The organism is Jongsikchunia kroppenstedtii DSM 45133 (assembly GCF_000380485.1).
GTDB lineage: Bacteria > Actinomycetota > Actinomycetes > Mycobacteriales > Mycobacteriaceae > Jongsikchunia > Jongsikchunia kroppenstedtii.
In genome coordinates, this window is record NZ_AQYG01000038.1 from 93,059 (window position 1) to 110,148 (window position 17,090).

General features: G+C 67.6%; 18 protein-coding genes. 8 read left to right on the forward strand and 10 right to left on the reverse strand.

Annotation, left to right across the window (positions count from 1 at the left end):
* Positions 1-30: 30 nt before the first annotated feature.
* Genes mftG through mftE form a run of 3 tightly spaced genes read right to left on the reverse strand, consistent with a single transcriptional unit; the run spans position 31 to position 3,466 of the window.
* Entirely contained in the window at positions 31-1,338 is a 1,308-nt protein-coding gene (gene mftG / locus G341_RS0104135) for a mycofactocin system GMC family oxidoreductase MftG (RefSeq protein ID WP_018177847.1), read from the reverse strand.
* The gene (gene mftF / locus G341_RS0104140) at positions 1,335-2,768 is read right to left on the reverse strand and encodes a mycofactocin biosynthesis glycosyltransferase MftF (protein WP_018177848.1); all 1,434 of its coding nucleotides are present in this window, start codon (positions 2,766-2,768) and stop codon (positions 1,335-1,337) included. The genes mftG and mftF overlap by 4 nt, the downstream gene beginning before the upstream one ends.
* A complete protein-coding gene (mftE, locus tag G341_RS0104145) occupies positions 2,765-3,466 on the reverse strand; it encodes a mycofactocin biosynthesis peptidyl-dipeptidase MftE (protein ID WP_018177849.1) in 702 nt (233 codons plus the stop codon). Before mftE ends, mftF begins: the two co-directional genes overlap by 4 nt.
* A 156-nt stretch (positions 3,467-3,622) precedes the next feature.
* Here mftE and G341_RS0104150 point away from each other — a divergent pair, with 156 nt between their 5' ends.
* Positions 3,623-4,714 (forward strand): CaiB/BaiF CoA transferase family protein, encoded by a 1,092-nt coding sequence (locus G341_RS0104150; RefSeq protein ID WP_018177850.1) that lies wholly within the window; start codon positions 3,623-3,625, stop codon positions 4,712-4,714.
* A 66-nt stretch (positions 4,715-4,780) separates the two neighbouring features.
* Here G341_RS0104150 and G341_RS0104155 read toward each other — a convergent pair whose 3' ends face one another.
* The 6 genes from G341_RS0104155 to mftA form a co-directional block, all read right to left on the reverse strand.
* The gene (locus tag G341_RS0104155) at positions 4,781-5,590 is read right to left on the reverse strand and encodes an endonuclease domain-containing protein (protein ID WP_018177851.1); all 810 of its coding nucleotides are present in this window, start codon (positions 5,588-5,590) and stop codon (positions 4,781-4,783) included.
* Positions 5,591-5,703: 113 nt separating this feature from the next.
* Entirely contained in the window at positions 5,704-6,507 is an 804-nt protein-coding gene (locus G341_RS0104160) for a mycofactocin-coupled SDR family oxidoreductase (protein WP_018177852.1), read from the reverse strand.
* 118 nt (positions 6,508-6,625) lie between these two features.
* Positions 6,626-7,807 carry a pre-mycofactocin synthase MftD gene (gene mftD, locus G341_RS0104165; protein WP_018177853.1) on the reverse strand — a complete coding sequence of 394 codons (1,182 nt, stop codon included), beginning with the start codon at positions 7,805-7,807 and terminating at the stop codon, positions 6,626-6,628.
* A gap of 129 nt (positions 7,808-7,936) precedes the next feature.
* Positions 7,937-9,166: a mycofactocin radical SAM maturase gene (gene mftC, locus G341_RS0104170; protein WP_018177854.1), complete on the reverse strand. Its 1,230-nt coding sequence runs from the start codon at positions 9,164-9,166 to the stop codon at positions 7,937-7,939.
* Positions 9,167-9,179: 13 nt separating this feature from the next.
* Positions 9,180-9,479, reverse strand: coding sequence for a mycofactocin biosynthesis chaperone MftB (gene mftB, locus G341_RS0104175; RefSeq protein WP_026303233.1), 300 nt, complete (start codon positions 9,477-9,479; stop codon positions 9,180-9,182).
* On the reverse strand, positions 9,479-9,568 hold the full coding sequence (gene mftA / locus G341_RS20920) for a mycofactocin precursor MftA (protein WP_018177856.1): 90 nt from the start codon (positions 9,566-9,568) through the stop codon (positions 9,479-9,481). Before mftA ends, mftB begins: the two co-directional genes overlap by 1 nt.
* A gap of 148 nt (positions 9,569-9,716) precedes the next feature.
* On the opposite strand from mftA, the gene mftR reads away from it, so the two are divergent.
* The 5 genes from mftR (at position 9,717) to G341_RS0104205 (ending at position 14,120) form a co-directional block, all read left to right on the forward strand.
* Positions 9,717-10,346 carry a mycofactocin system transcriptional regulator gene (mftR, locus tag G341_RS0104185; RefSeq protein WP_018177857.1) on the forward strand — a complete coding sequence of 210 codons (630 nt, stop codon included), beginning with the start codon at positions 9,717-9,719 and terminating at the stop codon, positions 10,344-10,346.
* Positions 10,347-10,441: 95 nt separating this feature from the next.
* Positions 10,442-11,479, forward strand: coding sequence for a ferredoxin--NADP reductase (locus G341_RS0104190; RefSeq protein WP_018177858.1), 1,038 nt, complete (start codon positions 10,442-10,444; stop codon positions 11,477-11,479).
* Between the two features lie 116 nt (positions 11,480-11,595).
* Positions 11,596-12,570, forward strand: a complete 975-nt coding sequence (locus G341_RS0104195) for a DUF2804 domain-containing protein (protein WP_018177859.1) — start codon at positions 11,596-11,598, stop codon at positions 12,568-12,570.
* An 82-nt stretch (positions 12,571-12,652) separates the two neighbouring features.
* On the forward strand, positions 12,653-13,489 hold the full coding sequence (locus tag G341_RS0104200; RefSeq protein ID WP_018177860.1) for an SDR family oxidoreductase: 837 nt from the start codon (positions 12,653-12,655) through the stop codon (positions 13,487-13,489).
* Positions 13,490-13,517: 28 nt separating this feature from the next.
* Entirely contained in the window at positions 13,518-14,120 is a 603-nt protein-coding gene (locus G341_RS0104205) for a TetR/AcrR family transcriptional regulator (protein ID WP_018177861.1), read from the forward strand.
* A gap of 6 nt (positions 14,121-14,126) precedes the next feature.
* Here G341_RS0104205 and G341_RS0104210 read toward each other — a convergent pair whose 3' ends face one another.
* Positions 14,127-15,788, reverse strand: a complete 1,662-nt coding sequence (locus G341_RS0104210) for an AMP-binding protein (RefSeq protein ID WP_051092637.1) — start codon at positions 15,786-15,788, stop codon at positions 14,127-14,129.
* Between the two features lie 89 nt (positions 15,789-15,877).
* On the opposite strand from G341_RS0104210, the gene G341_RS0104215 reads away from it, so the two are divergent.
* Positions 15,878-16,768 carry an oxidoreductase gene (locus G341_RS0104215; protein ID WP_018177863.1) on the forward strand — a complete coding sequence of 297 codons (891 nt, stop codon included), beginning with the start codon at positions 15,878-15,880 and terminating at the stop codon, positions 16,766-16,768.
* Positions 16,765-17,090 (forward strand): SDR family NAD(P)-dependent oxidoreductase (locus G341_RS0104220; protein WP_018177864.1); only part of this gene is annotated, 326 nt, incomplete at its 3' end. The genes G341_RS0104215 and G341_RS0104220, both read left to right, overlap by 4 nt.

The window sequence follows — 17,090 nt, forward strand, 5'->3', positions numbered from 1 at the left end:
GACGCGGCCCGCATTCGCCAGTGGGTCGGGCTATCCGGCCAACCGATTGCCGATGACCGCCGCCACGGCGGCGATCGTGGCATGCGGACCCGCCGACCCGCCCGTCGGTAGCACCGATCCGTCGGCCACGAATACCCCGGCGTGGTCGCGGAGCTCGCCATCGTCGGTGGTCGCGGTGCCCAACGGAGTTGTGCCGCAGGCATGTTGGCTGGTCCCGAGCGGCTCGTCCGCGGACGCCGAGCCCGGTTCCGCGACGCCTTTCAGCTCGGTCCCCGCCAGCAGCTCGCGCACGGTCCGCACCCCGGCATCGATCCGCCGGCGATCGTCGGCCGTCGGAATCGGCAGCGCCACCCGCAACTCGCCGTCCGGATCCAGGGTCAGCCGGCCGCGGCTCTGTGGTCGCATCAATGCCACGCCGACGGCCGCGGCATCCGGCTCGACGCCGGGGATGTATGACGCGAAGCCCCCGTTGTAGGGCCGCAGCTCGACCCCGTCGGCGAGATGGATCACGGTGTGCAGCAACGCGGTCGCGGGCGGCGCCGCGCCGCGCACATGGTATCGGACCAACTGCTCGCGGTGCTCGATGAATTCCAGTTCCGGTCCGTCGACCAGGTTGGACCGCAACAAGATTCGCGCGGTTCCCAACGTTCCGGCCGCCAGCACCACTGTGGGTGCCGAATAGATTGCGGAGTCCGTCGCCACCGCCCAGCCCGGGCCCACACGCTCAATCCGATCGACGCGGGCACCGCCATGCACCGCGACATCGCGCAGCGGTTCGATCGCATCCCACGCGGTCCAGCGATCGCCGCCGCGACGGTTCAGACGCAGTCGATTGACCCCGACGTCCGACCACGGGCCGGCGACCGCGGGAAGGCCGGCAGCCGTGGCCGCGTGCTCGAATGCGGCGGCGATCGGCGATAGCTCGTCGTCGGCGACCCGGCTCGCGCGCAGCCAGCCCGCCGCACCGCCGCCGTCGACCAAATCATATGCGCGAGCGACGGTTTCGATAGGCCACGGCCAGCCGCCGAAGTCCGCCTGATGCCAGCGCAGGAAGTATCCGGCATTGATGAGGGCCGACCCGCCCGGGCCTCGTCCGCGCGGCAGCAGGCCGCCGTCGCCGGTCGAATACCAGCGCACCTGCGGACCGTCCGTCAGCGGCAACCGGGACAGCGGGCCGACCGCCGAACCGGCACCCTCGTCGAACAATGCGACCGTGCGCCCGGCGTTGGAAAGCTCCTGCGCAACAATGCATCCAGCGGTTCCGGCACCGATGACGATCACATCGGACGACGGGCCGTGCGATGCTCGACCGGGTCGTCGCCGGCCGTGGTCGCTCACTGCGTCGACGTCGCCACCGCCGCCCCGCGGGCGCCGATCACCGGCTTCAACGCGGTGACCTGTCGCTCGACGGCGACTCCCTGCCAGAGCCCGGTGCCGTACGCCAGATCATCGAGGCGCTTGAGGAGCATGAACCGCCACAGCCCGACGCGCTCCACCGGTTCCGGATTGAGCAGTTCGCGACGCACCCATTCGACCAGTCCGTCCGCGACCGCCGCGATCAGCAGCATCAGCCGGAATCGCTTGGACAACAGGGCCAGCACGATCGAGATGGGCCAATAGTGGCGACACAGTGCCGATGCGGTCTGTGCCAGACCGAAGCCGAGCGACTGCGCGGTCAGCCGGGTCGCCGTCGCCACCGCGTCCGGCATCTCCCCCACGCGCTGATGCAAGCGCTGTCCACGCGCCAGCATGATGATCACCGCGATGGCCGCGCCGATCCGCGTCCGCGTCGCGAGGGCCGCCATTGCGACCGCCATCGGCACGGTCAGCACCAGCGGTGCGCCCGCCTGCGGATGCCGGCCGGACAGCAGGGCCGCCCCGGTCCCGTAGTAGCGGCGCCGGTTGAGCGCCGACGCGAGCCGGGCCCGATGCTGGTGCGCCACCGCCGCGATCGGCTCGTACCGCACCGACCACCCGGCCTGCACCAGGCGCCAGCACAGGTCGACGTCCTCGGCGACCTGCATGTCCTCATCGAATCCGTCAAAAGCACTGCGCCGCACGATGATCGCAGCGCTGGGCACGTACGAGATCCGGGTACCCGGCACCACCGGACCTTCGCGCCGGCCCATGTCCAGCGACGAGCAGAGCCCCTCGTATCGGGTCACCGTGCCGCCGCTGGTCTCGAGCGGGACGATGCGCGGCGCGACCATGCCGACCTCGGGATCCGAGAAATGACTGAGCAGCGGCCACAGCCAGCCCCGATCGGGCACGACGTCCGAATCGAGGAATGCGATGAAGTCGGTCGTCGCGATGGCCGCCCCGGCGTTGCGTGCGGCGGCCGGCCCGGCGCTGGCCTCGTGGCGGATCACGGTCGCGTCGGGCGCCTCGATCGGCACCGTCGAACCGTCATCCACCACGACAACCGTCATCCCGTGCAGCCGACCCAGCAGCCGGTCGACCCCGGACTGGTTGTCCCGCACCGGAATAACGACGGTCACGGATTCGGCGCCAGGGCCGAACATCGGCCGCGGCTGGGCGACCCCGGCGCGCAGCAGCCGACGTACCAGCAGCGCCGACTGGCGATCCCGCACCACCAACCGGCCGTCGGCGCCCACCAGTTCGCGGGCCACCGGCGACAGCTTCAGCATCCGGGTCGGCGAGCCGCCGACGATATGGCCGTGATCGGCCGACACGATGCACTGCGGGTCGATCTGCGCCTGAAATCCGATGGGCAGCAATTGTTCCTGGTCGAGTGTCGTTTCGGTCATTGCAGCCTGCCCTGAACGTCGGGCTGCCAGTTCTGCACGGCGGCGACCACGTCGTCGGTCAGCGACTCGAACATCTCCCGGCCCGCGGCGGCGGACGCGGTCATCGGGTCGCCGAGCACGCCGTTGGCGCTGACCGCCCCGACCCCGCCGAGCACCATCGTCTTCATCAACTGCGCGACCGGGGTGGTGTTGCCCGGTTTCAGATTTTCGGTCCGCACCGTGAGCGGGGCGATATGCATCAGCAGCGACGTCTCGGCATGACCCGCGTGCGCATCGTAATCCGGTGCGGCACAGGCGATCCATGCGACATCGCGACCCTCCTGGCGCAACTTGGAGACCGCCGCGCGCAGGGTCCGCACGTTGCCGCCGTGGCCGTTGACGAACAGCAGACGCCGTGCCCATCGGCAGGCGCTGCGGCCGTACTCCAGCAGGAGCACGGTCAGCGCGTCGTGACCGAGCGAGATGGTCCCCGGGAAGCCCTCGTGCTCGCCGCTGGCGCCGTAGCTGAGCCCGGGCGCGATCAGCCCGCCGAATCGGGGCGCCGCAGCCTCGGCGACCGCCGTCGCGATGCGGATGTCGGTATCCAACGGCAGATGCGGACCGTGCTGCTCGATGGCCCCGAGGGGCACCACGACGGTCGAGTGACGCTCGTCCAGCTCGGTCCACAAGCGGATGCCGAGGAGTCCGGAAGAGGTCATTCCAAGCATGCTAGTCGGGTGCCGACGAACAGTCTCTGGCTTCTCCCGATCCGAACAGGTAAGTATGACCCGTCCCGCTACAACGCGCTTCACATGCGGCGGGTAGCGTCACTTTGACACCATCTTCGCCATTCGTCTCAACCAGTGAGGTAATCGATGTCCAACAGCAAGAACGGGCCGCTCGCGGGCGTCCGCGTCGTCGAGTTCGCCGGCATCGGCCCCGGACCCCATGCCGCAATGTTGTTGTCTGACTTGGGTGCCGATGTCGTGCGGGTGCAGCGTCCGGGCGATCTGCCGACCAAGAAGGCCGACCAACTGTTGCGGGGGCGCACGATCGTCGAGGCCAACCTGAAGGATCCGGCCGACAAGGAAAAGATCTTCAGCCTGCTGGCCAAGGCTGATGTTCTGATCGAGGGTTTCCGCCCCGGAGTCATGGAACGGCTCGGTTTCGGGCCCGCGGAGACCGAGAAGGTGAACCCGCGGCTCGTGTACGGCCGGATGACCGGCTGGGGCCAGGAGGGCCCGATGGCCGACCGCGCCGGACACGACATGAACTACATCTCGTCGACCGGCCTGCTGCACGCGATCGGCCGCAAGGGCGAGCGCCCGGTACCCCCGCTGAACCTGGCCGGCGACTTCGGCGGTGGGTCGATGTTCCTGGTGGTCGGCGTGCTGGCCGCGCTGATCGAGCGCCAGCAGTCCGGCAAGGGCCAAATCATCGACGCCGCAATGGTTGACGGTGCCAACGTGCTCGGCCAGATGATGTGGGCGTTCCGCGGAACCGGCTTCTGGAAGGACGAGCGGGCCTCCAACCTGCTCGACACCGGCGCACCGTTCTACGACGTGTACGAGACGTCCGACGGCAAGTACATGGCTGTGGGCGCGATCGAGCCGCAGTTCTACGCCGAGCTGCTCAAGGGGCTGGGCCTGGACAACGACCCCGACCTGCCGCATCAGCTGGACATGCCCCGCTGGGACGACATCAAGGCCCGGTTCACCGAGGTGTTCGCCACCAAGACCCGCGACGAATGGACCGCGATCTTCGACGGCACCGACGCCTGCACCACCCCCATCCTCGACTTCCGCGAGGCGCCGAACGACGCGCACATGAAGGCCCGGCAGAACCTCATCGAGATCGACGGCGTGATGCAAGCAGCTGTGGCACCGCGTTTTTCGCGCACCGTCCCGGACGTGCCGAATGCGCCGAGCCGCGAGGCCACCGACGTCGCGGACGTCTGGAACGACTGAGTCTCCGCTGGAACCATGTGACATACGGCCCGTCGAGGAAGATCACTCCTCGACGGGCCGTATTCGTCACGGTTTCCTCGGCTTCCGCCGGTGCTCGCGCCGCTTGACCAGGTCCAGAATGTCGGCGAGTACCGCATCCCACCGGTACAGGATGTCGTTGTAGGTCAGCCGGATGGTGATATACCCGTCGACGGCAGCTCGGCGATCCCGGTCGCGGTCGCGTTGATAGTTCTCGGCACCGGTATGGAACGCGACACTGTCGCATTCGACGATGAGCCGCTCGCCGATCAGCAGGTCGACTATTCCGATCCCGGTGATCCGAACCTGCACTCGGACCTTGATCCGGGCCTTCCGAAATCGCACGCGGGCAATCGATTCCGTGCCTGACTGTGCCCGGCCGTCGCACCGATCCAGCAGCCGGGTGATCCGCTGCGGAGCGGCGGACAACGCGCAGCGAAGATCGGCGATCTCCAACGGAGTCGTATTGAGAATCGAGTCCGAGACCGCGACAAAGCCCTCATCATCGAGACAACGGGCCGCGCAGCAGTACGCCGCCAGCACGGGATCGATGGCCGTGTCGATCGGCGGCATCCGGCCGAAGCCCCGGCAGGACCGTCGATTGTGCCTGTCTTCCAGAGGGAAGCGCACATGCACCCGGCTATCCGGCGGGACCCAGATCCCGTGTTTGCCGAGTGCGGAGACACAGGACAAGACGCCGCCGGTACGAACCGCCTCGACCGTCTTCTGGTCTGCCAACCGGAGCGCATACCAGCCGCGGCGGATCGGCAACAGATCACCGGTCGTCACCTGCTGCCTGATGTGCGCGTCGGACAGTCCCCGCTGTTTGAGCTCACACGTCCGGTAGACACCAGTCACCCTGTTAGGACGCCCGCGCCGACGATCCGGATCCCACTGGAAACCTGACGAATACGGCCCGTCGAGGAGACATTCTCCTCAACGGGCCGTATTCGTCAGGTTTCCAGCTACGGCTACACCTTGATGGCGCCCGCGTCGATGGTGTAGGTGGCCGCGGTGATCTTCGATGCGTGGTCGCTGAGCAGGAACAGCACCGAATCGGAGATGTCGTCCACCGAGGACATCGCGTCCTCGAGGATCGGGGTGAAGTGCGGCAGGTAGCCGTCGAACACCGCCTGGGCGGAGGTGTCCTCGAGCACCATGCGGGTGGTCACGCCGTACGGGTGGATCGTGTTGACCCGAATCCGGTGCTTGCCCAACTCCTTTGCCGCCGTCTGCGCCAGACCCACCACGCCGTACTTGGACGCCGAGTACGACGCCTGCAGCGGCATCGCCTTGAGCCCGGCGACCGAACTGACCAAGACGATGGATCCGCCCTTGCCGGCCTCGATCATGTGCGGGACCGTCGCCTTGAGGGTGCGCCAGGCGCCGGACAGGTTGATGTTGATCAGGTCGTCCCAGGCCTCTTCGGAGAGCTCGTGGACAGCGCCCCAGGTCAGCGCGCCGGCGTTGGCGATCACGAAATCCAAGCCGCCGAACAGCTCAATGCCCTCGTCGACGATGTCCTGCTGGGCCTTCAGATCACGCACATCCGCCTGCCGCGCAAGGATTTTGCCACCGGCCTCCTCGACCAGCTTGATCGTCTCGGCGAGGTCTTCGGGAGCCGACGGCGGGTAGGTCGTGTGGTCGGCGATCGGTCCGGCGATGTCGATACCGATGATCGACGCGCCCTCCTGCGCCAGCCGTACCGCGTGGTTGCGGCCCATGCCCCGGGCGATACCGGTGATGTAGGCGACTTTGCCATCGAACTGACCCATGCGGGTACCCCTCACTCGTCAAACAATTGCTCCGCCGAACGATAACACGTTCTACTTATCGCGGAAGGCCTGTTTTCCCGGTCACCGGACCGGACTCGGCGTGGTCGCCGAGCCCGCTTCAGTCGATGCCGTAGGCCCGCTCGAACCCGTCCGGGATGATCAGGTCAGCGCGCGACAGCTCGTGAACATCCTTGTGTCCCACGCCCATCAGCACGCTGTCCAGACCCATCCGCAGCAGATCGAGGACGTTCTCGACGCCCGCCTGCCCGTTGGCCGCGAGGCCCCACAGATAGGCGCGACCGATCATCACGGCGCGGGCGCCCAGGGCCAGCGCCTTGGCCACGTCACTGCCGCGACGGATGCCGCCGTCCAGCAGCACCTCGACGTCGCCGCCGACGGCGTCGGCGATCGGCCCGAGCAGGCGGATCGTGCCGGGCGTGCCGTCGAGGTTGTTGCCACCGTGGTTCGAGACCGAAATCGCCGTCGCCCCAATGTCGACCGCACGCTTGGCGTCGTCGATCCGGGTGATGCCCTTGACCATGAACGGCCCGCCCCACTGCTCACGCAGCCACTGCAGGTCCTCCCAGGTGGGCGGCGGGGTGTTCATCCACTCGCCGTAGGCGCCGAAGAAGGTCGGGCCGGTCTCCCCCTTGGCCGTCAGGTTGGGCGCGGTCAGGTCCGGGATGTTGACGTGGCCGCGGTTGAACCACCGCAGCGCGTACCGCGGCCGCACCGCGATCTCGGGCGCCATCTTCAGCAGCGCCTTCACGTCGACCTTCTCCGGGATCTCCGGGCTGCCCCAGTCGCGACCGACGTTGAACACCCAGTCGGTGGTGACGATGAGGCCCTTGGCCCCCGCCGCCCGCGCACGCTCGGCTCGGGCCAGAATGTCCTCCCGCGAGCCCAGCCAATAGATCTGGAAGAAGATCTTGTCGTTGACCGCGGTCACCTCCTCGACCGCGTGCGAGGCGAAGCTGGACAGTCCCATGGCGGTGCCGCGCGCGGCGGCGGCCCGCGACACGGCGACCTCGCCCTCCGGGTCGACGGCCTGCACACCGGTCGGCGAGATCATCACCGGGAACGAGATCTCCTGCCCCATCACCGAGGTGGCGAGGTTGCGTTCCGGCTGGGCCCCGACGACGTGCGGCGCGAAGCCGAGTTCGTTGAAGGCCTCCATGTTGTCGTTGACCGTGATGCCGGCCTGGGTGCCGGCGACCAGCGATGCGTAGACCGACTTCGGCAGCCGCTTCTGGGCGCGTCGCTGCGCCTCAAGAACCGTCTCGAACCAGGGGTTGACCATGTGATTACTTCTCCTGCTTGGTTATTGGATTGGGGCTAGCCGGTGATCAGGTGGGCGATCCGGCAAGGCTTGACGGAGTTTCGCGATAGTGCGGTCCTATGCGGAACTCCGTCAAACGCAGCCGGTCGTTCACCTGGCGCCAGTGAACCCCGCGAGCGGGTTCTCGTCGCAGGCCTTGCTCGGCGCCGCCGTCGGCGGCTGCCACGAGTCGGGCACCCGGGTCATCAGCGTCAGCGGGATGCCGCGCGAGTGGTCCTTGTTGGCCGTCGGCTTGTCGCGCTCGCCGGCCAGCAGGTGCTCGCCATGGCCCTGGACACATTCCGGGTCGGGTCCGTCCATCGGCAGACCGGTGAAGAACTTCGCCGCCATGCAGCCGCCGCGGCACGCGTCGTAGTGGTTGCACGAGGCGCAGGCGCCGCCGCCGGTCGGTTCGCGCAGCTGCGTGAACAGGTCGGAGTTCTTCCAGATCTCGGCAAACCCGCCGTCCGACAAGATGTTTCCGGCGAGAAAGTTCTCATGGATGGCGAACGGGCAGGCGTACACGTCGCCGACCGGGTCGATCAGGCACACCACGCGACCCGCGCCGCACAGGTTGAGCCCGGGCAGGGCCTCGCCGTAGGCGGAGAGGTGGAAGAACGAGTCGCCGGTGAGCACGCCGTTCCCGTTGGCCACGAGCCAGTCGTACAGCTCGCGCTGCTGGCTCGGCAGGGGGTGCAGGTCGTCCCAGACGTCCGCGCCGCGCCCGGACGGGCGCAGCCGGGTGATGCGCAGGGTGGCTCCGTACCGATCGGCCAGTGCCTTGAATTCGTCCAGCTGCGAGACGTTCTCCCGGGTGACGACGACGCTGATCTTCGCGTCCTGGAAACCGGCCTCGTGCAGGTTCTCCAGGGCCCGCACGGCCATGTCGAACGAGCCCGGTCCGCGCACCGCGTCGTTGACCTCCGCGGTGGCACCGTCGAGCGAGATCTGCACGTCGACGTAGTCGGACGCGGCGAGCCGCTGCGCGACGTCGGGGGTGATGCGTAATCCGTTGGTGGAGAACTTGACTCCCACCTGATGGCTGGTGGCGTAGTCGACCAGTTCCCAGAAGTCCGAGCGTACCGTCGGCTCGCCGCCGCCGATGTTCACGTAGAACACCTGCATGCGCTGCAGCTCGTCGATGATCGCCTTGCACTGCTGCGTGCTGAGCTCGCGGGGATCCCGCTTGCCGGACGACGAGAGACAGTGCACGCACGCGAGGTTGCAGGCGTAGGTGAGCTCCCAGGTGAGGCAGATCGGGGCGTCCAGGCCCCGCTCGAACTGGTCGACGAGGCGGCCGACCGGGGCGGGCTGGGCCGGTCGAGAAAGCGTTGAGGTCAAAGCGATTCCTAAATCAGCGGGGAACGATCATCCCGGACTCGGCGAGACTGGCCAGCGCGCGCAGATAGGGCGCCTGACCCGATTCGTCGACTCCGGCCGCGGCGATGGCGGCCGCGGCGGTGGGCTGGGCTTCGAGGCCGCGAACGATCTCGAGCACCGTCAGGTTCTTCAGGAACGACAGCTTGCGGGTGCCGAAGTGATAGAGCAGCGCGCCGAACGGCTCTGGCCGGACGGCGACTTTCGGGTTGAGCCGCCACGGCCCGGACACGTCGAACGACGCGGCCGGGTCCGTGGCAGAACGTGCTGCAGAAATCAGTACACCCCGCACATGCCGTCGATCGAGACTTCCTCGACCAGAGCCTCTTCGACCAGATCGGTCCCGTCGATGTGGGTGTCAGCCATAGCGGTCTCCTTCTGAGCTGTACGACGCACAGCGCACGTCGCAGTGATAAAACGTGACACGAGTCACGGCTGCACTATAAATGCACTCGGTGCATAAATGCTAGCGGTTCGCCGGATTTCCCCGTCCCGATAGCGGTAGGTTGGCCTCGTGACCAGCCCCGGCCGCCGCCCCAGCACCACCAAAGCGCAGCTCAGCAACATCGCGATCGATTTGTTCAGCGAGCGCGGGTTCGAGCGCACCAGCGTCGACGACATCGCCGCGGCGGCCGGGATCGCGCGACGCACGCTGTTCAGCTACTACCCGTCGAAAAATGCGATCGCCTGGGGCGAATTCGATGAACGCATCGCCGAGATGCGCGAGCACCTCGCGGCAGCGCCGGGCGATCAGCCGCCGGCCGACGCGATCCTGCAGGTCCTGATCGAGTTCAACCACATCGATCCCGGGCACGTCTCGCATCACCGCCGGCGCATGGAGCTGCTGCTCGGAGTGCCCGCGCTGCAGGCTCATTCGATGCTGATGTACGCCGAATGGCGGCATGCGATCGCCGAGTTCGTCGCCGCGCGCACCGGCGATCGGCCCGACGCGCACCTGCCCCAGACCGCCGGCTGGCTGGTCCTCGGCGTGGCGCTGGCGGCCTACGAACAGTGGCTGGCCGATGACGACGCCGACCTGGCCGACCTGCTCACCGCCGGCATGCGCACCCTGGTGAACCCGGCTCCTATCACAGGCGTCCACCCAGTGGGCGGGAAATTCGCTACCGGATACGACGCCGAGTAGCGTTGACAAGGCAACGCTAAACTAGAACATGTTCTAGTTTATGGACCGGCGACGTCCCGCTCGTGTGACCGCCCCGTACGAAAGTTAGAGAGAAGATGGCCGACGACCTCGCCCCGCACGGCTCACGCAGCCTGATCGTGACTGTGGCCGACGTGATCGACGAGACCGCCGACGCCAAGTCCGTCACCTTCGACGCAGACTTCGACTATGCGCCCGGCCAGTTCATCACCCTGCGCATCCCCAGCGATCAGACCGGATCGGTCGCCCGCTGCTACTCGCTGTGCTCCAACCCGTTCGGCGACGAGAAGCCGCGCGTCGCGATCAAGCGCACCGTCGACGGCTACGGCTCGAACTGGGTATGCGACAACCTCAAGGTCGGCGATCAGGTCGAGATCCTGCCGCCGTCAGGCCATTTCACCCCGTCGGACCTGGGGGCGCACCTGCTGCTGCTCGCCGCCGGCAGCGGCGTCACCCCGGTGATGTCGATCCTCAAGGCCGCGCTCGCGAAGGGCAGCGGACGCATCGTCATGTTCTACGCCAACCGCAGCGAGGCCGACGTCATCTTCGCGCGGGAACTGCGCGAGCTGCGCGCTGCACACCCGGACCGGCTCAACGTGATCCATTGGCTGGAAACGGTTTCCGGCCTCCCCGACGCCAAGGCGCTGGCAACCGCCCTGCGCCCGTACAAGGCCTACCAGGCATTCATGTGCGGACCCGGTCCGTTCATGGATGCGGTGCACGCCGGCCTCGAGGGCGCCGGCTTCGCGCATCACCAGGTGCATGCCGAAATCTTCAACTCACTGGCGGGCGACCCGTTCGAGGACGTCGCAGTCGAGGAGGCCACCGACGAGGAACTCGCCGACGCCGCGTCGGTCGAGATCGAGCTCGACGGCGACACCCATGAGCTGCAGTGGCCGCGCAAGCAGACCCTCGTCGACGTCATGCTGTCGGCAGGTCTGGATGTGCCGTACTCGTGCCGCGAGGGCGAATGCGGTTCGTGCGCCTGCACTCTCACCGAGGGCACCGTCGAAATGGAGAACTCGGGCGCTCTCGACCCGGACGACATCGCCGACGGCTACATCCTCGGCTGCCAGGCGCGGCCCACCTCGGACACCCTGAAGATCGAGTTCTAACAGGCCCAGTTGCCGCCTGCCGGTGTTCTCGGTCGGTCAACATAGCTCCGCTATAGTCGACCTCCCTCGGCCTTGGCAGATCGGCAACTGGATCTCTGCTAGCGGAAGGCAACGTCATGGCACAGGAGATCGTCGAACCGGCTGATCTCTGCCTGCCGCGCGGTCATGTCGACCCGGATGCGGTCGGGTGGACCCGACATCCGTTGCACCGTGCCAACCTTCGCGGCTGGGGCCGACGCAAGCGCTGGGAATACTGGGGCATCGTCACCCCGCGCCACATCATCGGGCTCACCGCCGCATCCCTCGACTACGCGGGCATCCTCGGCATCTACGTGCTCGACCGCGCGACCGGCCAGGAGTACGAGAAGAACGCCGCGACCCCACTCGGGCGGGGTGTGTTGATGCCCTCGACCAGTGGCGTCGGCCTGGCCCGAGCGTCGGCAGACGGCGCGGTGATCGCCATCGATCAACGGTCGTCCGGCAGCGCGATCCACGCCGCGGCTCCGGGGTTCCAGCTCGACGTGGAGATCCCGCTGGCCGAGACGCACGAATCGATGGGCGTGGTCGTCCCCTGGAGCGCCCGCCGATTCCAGTACACCGTCAAGGACCTCGGTCGGCCGGTGCGCGGAACGCTGCGCCTGCACGACGAGACCTTCGACATCGATCCGGGTGAGTCATTCGGCGTCCTCGATCACGGCCGGGGCAAGTGGCCGTACTCGATGGCCTGGAACTGGGCGGCCGGCAGTGCGCCCGGGCGCGCGATCCAGCTCGGCGGACGCTGGACCGATGGCACTGGCATGACCGAGAACGCGCTGTTCGTCGACGGCGTGCTGCACAAGATCGACGAACCCGTGGAGTGGCAGTACGACCGGTCGAATTGGCTTGCGCCCTGGCGGATCACCGGGCCGCGGGTCGATGTCACCTTCGAGCCGTTCCATCTCCGCGCGACGCGCACCTGGCTCTGGGTCCTCGGTAACGACACCCATCAGTGCTTCGGGACGTTCAGTGGCCGAGCCCAGACCGACGACGGCGGCTGGGTGGAGCTCACGGGCCTGACCGGGTGGGCCGAGGACGTGCGCAACCGCTGGTGATTTCTCATCGCCCCCTTGTGGCCTCGCCCGGCCCGCTATACAGTCACTCCAGACTGTATAGCGAGTAACTGAAGGAGCAACGATGGCGAACCTGGCAGGACGAACGATTCTGATGTCCGGCGGCAGCCGCGGCATCGGTCTGGCGATCGCGCTGAGCGCGGCGCGCGACGGTGCCAACGTGGCGATGCTGGCGAAGACCGCCGAACCGCACCCCACCCTGCCCGGGACCATTTACACCGCGGCCGAGGAGATCGAGCGGGCGGGCGGAACCGCACTGCCGATCGTCGGTGACGTGCGGGACGACGACGCGGTCGCCGATGCCGTGGCGCGCACCGTCGACACCTTCGGCGGCATCGACGTGGTCGTGAACAATGCCAGTGCGCTGAACCTGACGCCCACCGAGTCGATGCCGATGAAGGCCTACGACCTGATGCAGGACATCAACTGCCGGGGCACTTTTTCGCTGTCACGGGCCTCGATCGGTGCGCTCAAGAAGTCGTCCAACCCGCACATTCTGACGCTGTCGCCGCCGATCACGCTGGAGCCCAAGTGGTTTGCGCAGACCACCACGGCCTACACGATCTCCAAGTTCGGCATGTCGCTGGTCACACTGGGTCTCGCCGCCGAGCTGGCGTCGGACGGGATCGCAGCCAACTCGCTGTGGCCGCGGACCACGATCGACACGGCGGCGGTTCGCAACGTGCTCGGCAGCGAGCTGGTGGATCGGAGCCGCAGCGCGGCCATCGTCGCCGACGCCGCGTACGTGATCCTGACGCAGCCGGCGGCCACCACCACCGGCAACTGCTACATCGACGACGAAGTGCTTGCGACCCAGGGAGTCAGCGACTTCAGCCAGTATCGGACCGCTGCCAGCGAGGCGGACCTGGAACCCGACTTCTGGATGGAACCCCTCGCCTAGGCCGCGGACTGACCGAAGGACGCGACTCATGGTGGCGACACAACGCTCGGAACAGGCACGCAGCCGCGATACCCAGCGGAAAATCCTGGACGCCGCGCTCGACACACTTGTCGGTGAGGGATATTCGGGCGCAACGACATTGCGGATCCAGAAGGCCGCAGGCGTCTCCCGCGGCGCGCTGCTGCATCATTTCCCGTCCCGGGACGACCTCCTGGTCGCCGCAGTGCACCACCTGGCCGCCGACAGCATGCGACGGCAGGTCGTACGCAGCGATCTGCCGGAGCAGTCGGCCGAACGGATCGACGCAGCGGTCGAGGGTATGTGGGCCAACTACTCTCAGCCGTACTTCTGGGCCTCGATGGAGCTATGGCTCGCGGCCCGGAATCATCCGGGCCTACGGGAAGCGCTGGTGCCGCTCGAGAAGACGGTCGGCAGCCTCATCCGCACGGCCACCGACAACTTCTTCGGGCCGCCCCTGACCGCCCGGAGCCGCTACCCGGACCTACGGGAGTTGTTGCACACCAGCATGCGCGGCGTCGCGATGACCTACGCCATCGACCCGCGGGACCCGACCACCGATCCGCACCTGCCGCAATGGATCGCGTGGTCGTACGACCACCTGCTGGACTGACGCCGATCAGCCGATCGGCTGGTACGCCCGCGCGAGCTCGGCGAGCGTCGCGTTGGTGACCTTTCCCGTAGCGGTCCGCGGCAGCTCCGGCACCACGATCACCTCGCGCGGCATCCGTGATCGCGAAAGCTCGTTGGACACATAGGTCTTGATCTCGTCCAGGCCGATGGTGGCGCCGTCGCGCGGCACCACGAAGGCGCGCAGACGCTGCCCGAACTCCGGGTCGTCCACGGGCGCCACCTTGACGTCGGCGACGGCCGGATGATTGGCCAGCACCAGCTCGACCTCCTCCGGAAAGACGTTCTCGCCGCCGGACACGATCATGCCGTCGGACCGTCCCTCGATGAACAGCCGACCCGCGGCGTCGAGCCGACCGGTGTCGCCGGTCTTCATCGCACCGTCGATCGACTCCTTGGTCTCGCCGTTGGTGTAGGTGCCGGTGACCATCGCGCTGCGCACATAGATATCCCCCACCTCGCCGACCGGGACCGGCGCGCCGTCGCGCAGGATGCGTACGCTCACGCCGATCGGCGCCGATCCCGCCGTCTCCGGATGGGCGACAAGGTCTTCCGGCGTGGCGATGGTGATGAACGACGCCTCCGTGGCCCCGTACAGATTGTGCAGCACCGGCCCGAACTCGGTCATGATCCGCTCGACCAGCGGTACGTCCAGTCGCGCGCCGCCGGATCCGATGATCCGGATCGCCCGATGATCGATTGCGGCGAGCCGCTCCGGGCCCAGATCCATCAGCCGGCGCAGCGTCGTCGGCACGCCGATGATCGCGGTGACCCGATGCTCGGCGGCGAGCGCGACGCTGCGCTCGGCATCGAATCGTCGGTCCATCACGAACGTCGATCCCAGCAGTAGCCCGCTGAACATGACGATGGCACCCCAGCCGTGGAATGCCGGGGCGTTCAAGAGGATCCGGTCGGTGCCGCGCAGCGGGATCTTCTGGAAGAATCCGGCCAGCGTCGCCAACGACGGGCTGGCCGCTCCCTTGAGGCGGCCGTGATTGGACCGGCCTTTGGGCGTGCCGGAACTACCGCTGGTGAGGATCACCATGTCCGGCATCCGACGGGTGAATCGCGGGGCGCGCGGCGAGCCGGCGCGGATCACCGCGTCCACGGTCTGGGCATCTTCGGGCGCGTCCCCGTCCACCCAGGCGACCAACCGGTCGACCGAATAGTCCAGCTGCGCAAGCGATCCGGTGAACTCGTCGTCGTAGATGATGAGCCCGACCTGCTCGCGGGCGCAGACGTCCGCGAGCTGGCGCGGGCCCATGTCGGTATTCATCAGGACCACCTTGGCCCCGATGCCCGCGCTCGCCAGAAAGGCCATCGGGGTGTAGCGACTGTTGCGCACCATGACCGCAATCGTTGGTCGACCGCCCCCGACCCGGTCGGCCAACGCGTTCGTGAGGGCATTGGTCGCATGCCCGAACTGCCGGTACGTGAGCGTGCCGTGCGCGTCGATGATGGCCGGAGTGTCGCCGTGCTGCGCGCCCAGTGTCGCCGCGAGACCGGCCGGACCGGATCGTCCGCAGTGCCGCAGCAGCAGCGCGGTGTCGCGCAGGCCCGGGATCATCCCGGCCTCACGGAGAATCCGCGCAGCGTGACGCTCCTGAGCCAGAGCAGAGCGAGCGCTCGCTAAACGGTCGGCGACGGCCATGTGCCACTCCCGGGGTTGACGTTGACGAGAGTCTCCTTTCTAGCATAGAAACAAATTCGTATCCATGTTCCAACATGAAAGTAGATCGCATGAGCGACTGGCAGCAGACCCTCTCCGACCAATCCGGCAAAACGGTGTTGATCACCGGCGCCAACGGCGATCTCGGGGCGGAGGTGGCGCGCCAGTTGGCCGCCCGCGGCGCCCGCATCGTCCTCGCCTGCCGCAACACGACGACCGCCCAGGCGGTGGCAGGCACCCTCCCGGGCGACCCGGTCGTCGAGTCACTGGACCTGTCGAGCCAGCAGTCGGTGCGCGACTTCGCGGACCGGTACACGGGGCGGATCGATACGTTGATCAACAACGCTGGCATCATGATGGTGCCGTGGTCCCGGACGCCGGACGGATTCGAAAGCACCTTCGGCACAAATCATCTCGGACACTTCGCACTCACCGGGCTGCTGCTGGACCGGATTCGCGAGCGCATCGTGACCGTGTCCAGCGGCGCCCACACGATGGCCACCCGAAAGGGCTTGTCGGACCCGAACTTCCACAACCATCGCTACGACCGGCGTGTCGCCTACGCGAACTCCAAGATGGCGAACTTGCTCTTCGCCCGAGAGCTGCAGCGCCGGCTGTCGGCAGCCGGTTCCCCGGTCCTGTCGGTCGCCGCACACCCCGGAGTCGTCATGACCGGCCTCTACGACCACACCGAGAGCAGGCTGTTCGACTCTGTGAAGTTCGTCGGCAATCTGATCGCCGGTTCGGTCACCGAGGGAGCCAACCCGATCGTGTTGGCGGCCGCCGGATCGGCCGTGCGCGGGGGCGAGTTCTACGGCCCGCGTTACCTGTCCCGCGGTCGCCGCCCGGCCACATCGCCGTCGACCCGGTTGTCGCGCGATCACGCCGAGGCCGAACGGCTGTGGGCGTATTCGGAAGAGCAGACCGGCGTGCGCTATCTCGAGACGGCAGGCCTGCGATGAACAACCCGTTCCGGCGCACGGCCACTCGAATCGACGGCAAGGTCGTCGCCATCACCGGCGCCGCCCGCGGCATCGGATTCGCCACCGCCACCACCCTCTTCGACGCCGGCGCCACCGTCGCCATCGGCGACATCGACGCCGACGCAGTCGACAAAGCCGCCGCCGACCTCGGCATCACCGGAATCGCACTCGACGTCACCGACCGCGACTCGTTCCGGGCATTCCTCGACCAGATCGAGGCCGCGCACGGGCCGATCGACGTGCTGATCAACAACGCCGGCATCATGCCCACCGGACCACTCCTCGAGCACAGCGACCGGCT

Bases quoted from the DNA above. Each gene is read 5' to 3' on its own strand.
- mftF (WP_018177848.1), bottom strand. From the start codon at position 2,768: ATGACCGAAACGACACTCGACCAGGAACAATTGCTGCCCATCGGATTT.
- mftE (WP_018177849.1), bottom strand. From the start codon at position 3,466: ATGACCTCTTCCGGACTCCTCGGCATCCGCTTGTGGACCGAGCTGGAC.
- G341_RS0104150 (WP_018177850.1), top strand. From the start codon at position 3,623: ATGTCCAACAGCAAGAACGGGCCGCTCGCGGGCGTCCGCGTCGTCGAG.
- G341_RS0104160 (WP_018177852.1), bottom strand. From the start codon at position 6,507: ATGGGTCAGTTCGATGGCAAAGTCGCCTACATCACCGGTATCGCCCGG.
- mftD (WP_018177853.1), bottom strand. From the start codon at position 7,807: ATGGTCAACCCCTGGTTCGAGACGGTTCTTGAGGCGCAGCGACGCGCC.
- mftA (WP_018177856.1), bottom strand. From the start codon at position 9,568: ATGGCTGACACCCACATCGACGGGACCGATCTGGTCGAAGAGGCTCTG.
- G341_RS0104190 (WP_018177858.1), top strand. From the start codon at position 10,442: ATGGCCGACGACCTCGCCCCGCACGGCTCACGCAGCCTGATCGTGACT.
- G341_RS0104195 (WP_018177859.1), top strand. From the start codon at position 11,596: ATGGCACAGGAGATCGTCGAACCGGCTGATCTCTGCCTGCCGCGCGGT.
- G341_RS0104200 (WP_018177860.1), top strand. From the start codon at position 12,653: ATGGCGAACCTGGCAGGACGAACGATTCTGATGTCCGGCGGCAGCCGC.
- G341_RS0104205 (WP_018177861.1), top strand. From the start codon at position 13,518: ATGGTGGCGACACAACGCTCGGAACAGGCACGCAGCCGCGATACCCAG.
- G341_RS0104210 (WP_051092637.1), bottom strand. From the start codon at position 15,788: ATGGCCGTCGCCGACCGTTTAGCGAGCGCTCGCTCTGCTCTGGCTCAG.
- G341_RS0104215 (WP_018177863.1), top strand. From the start codon at position 15,878: ATGAGCGACTGGCAGCAGACCCTCTCCGACCAATCCGGCAAAACGGTG.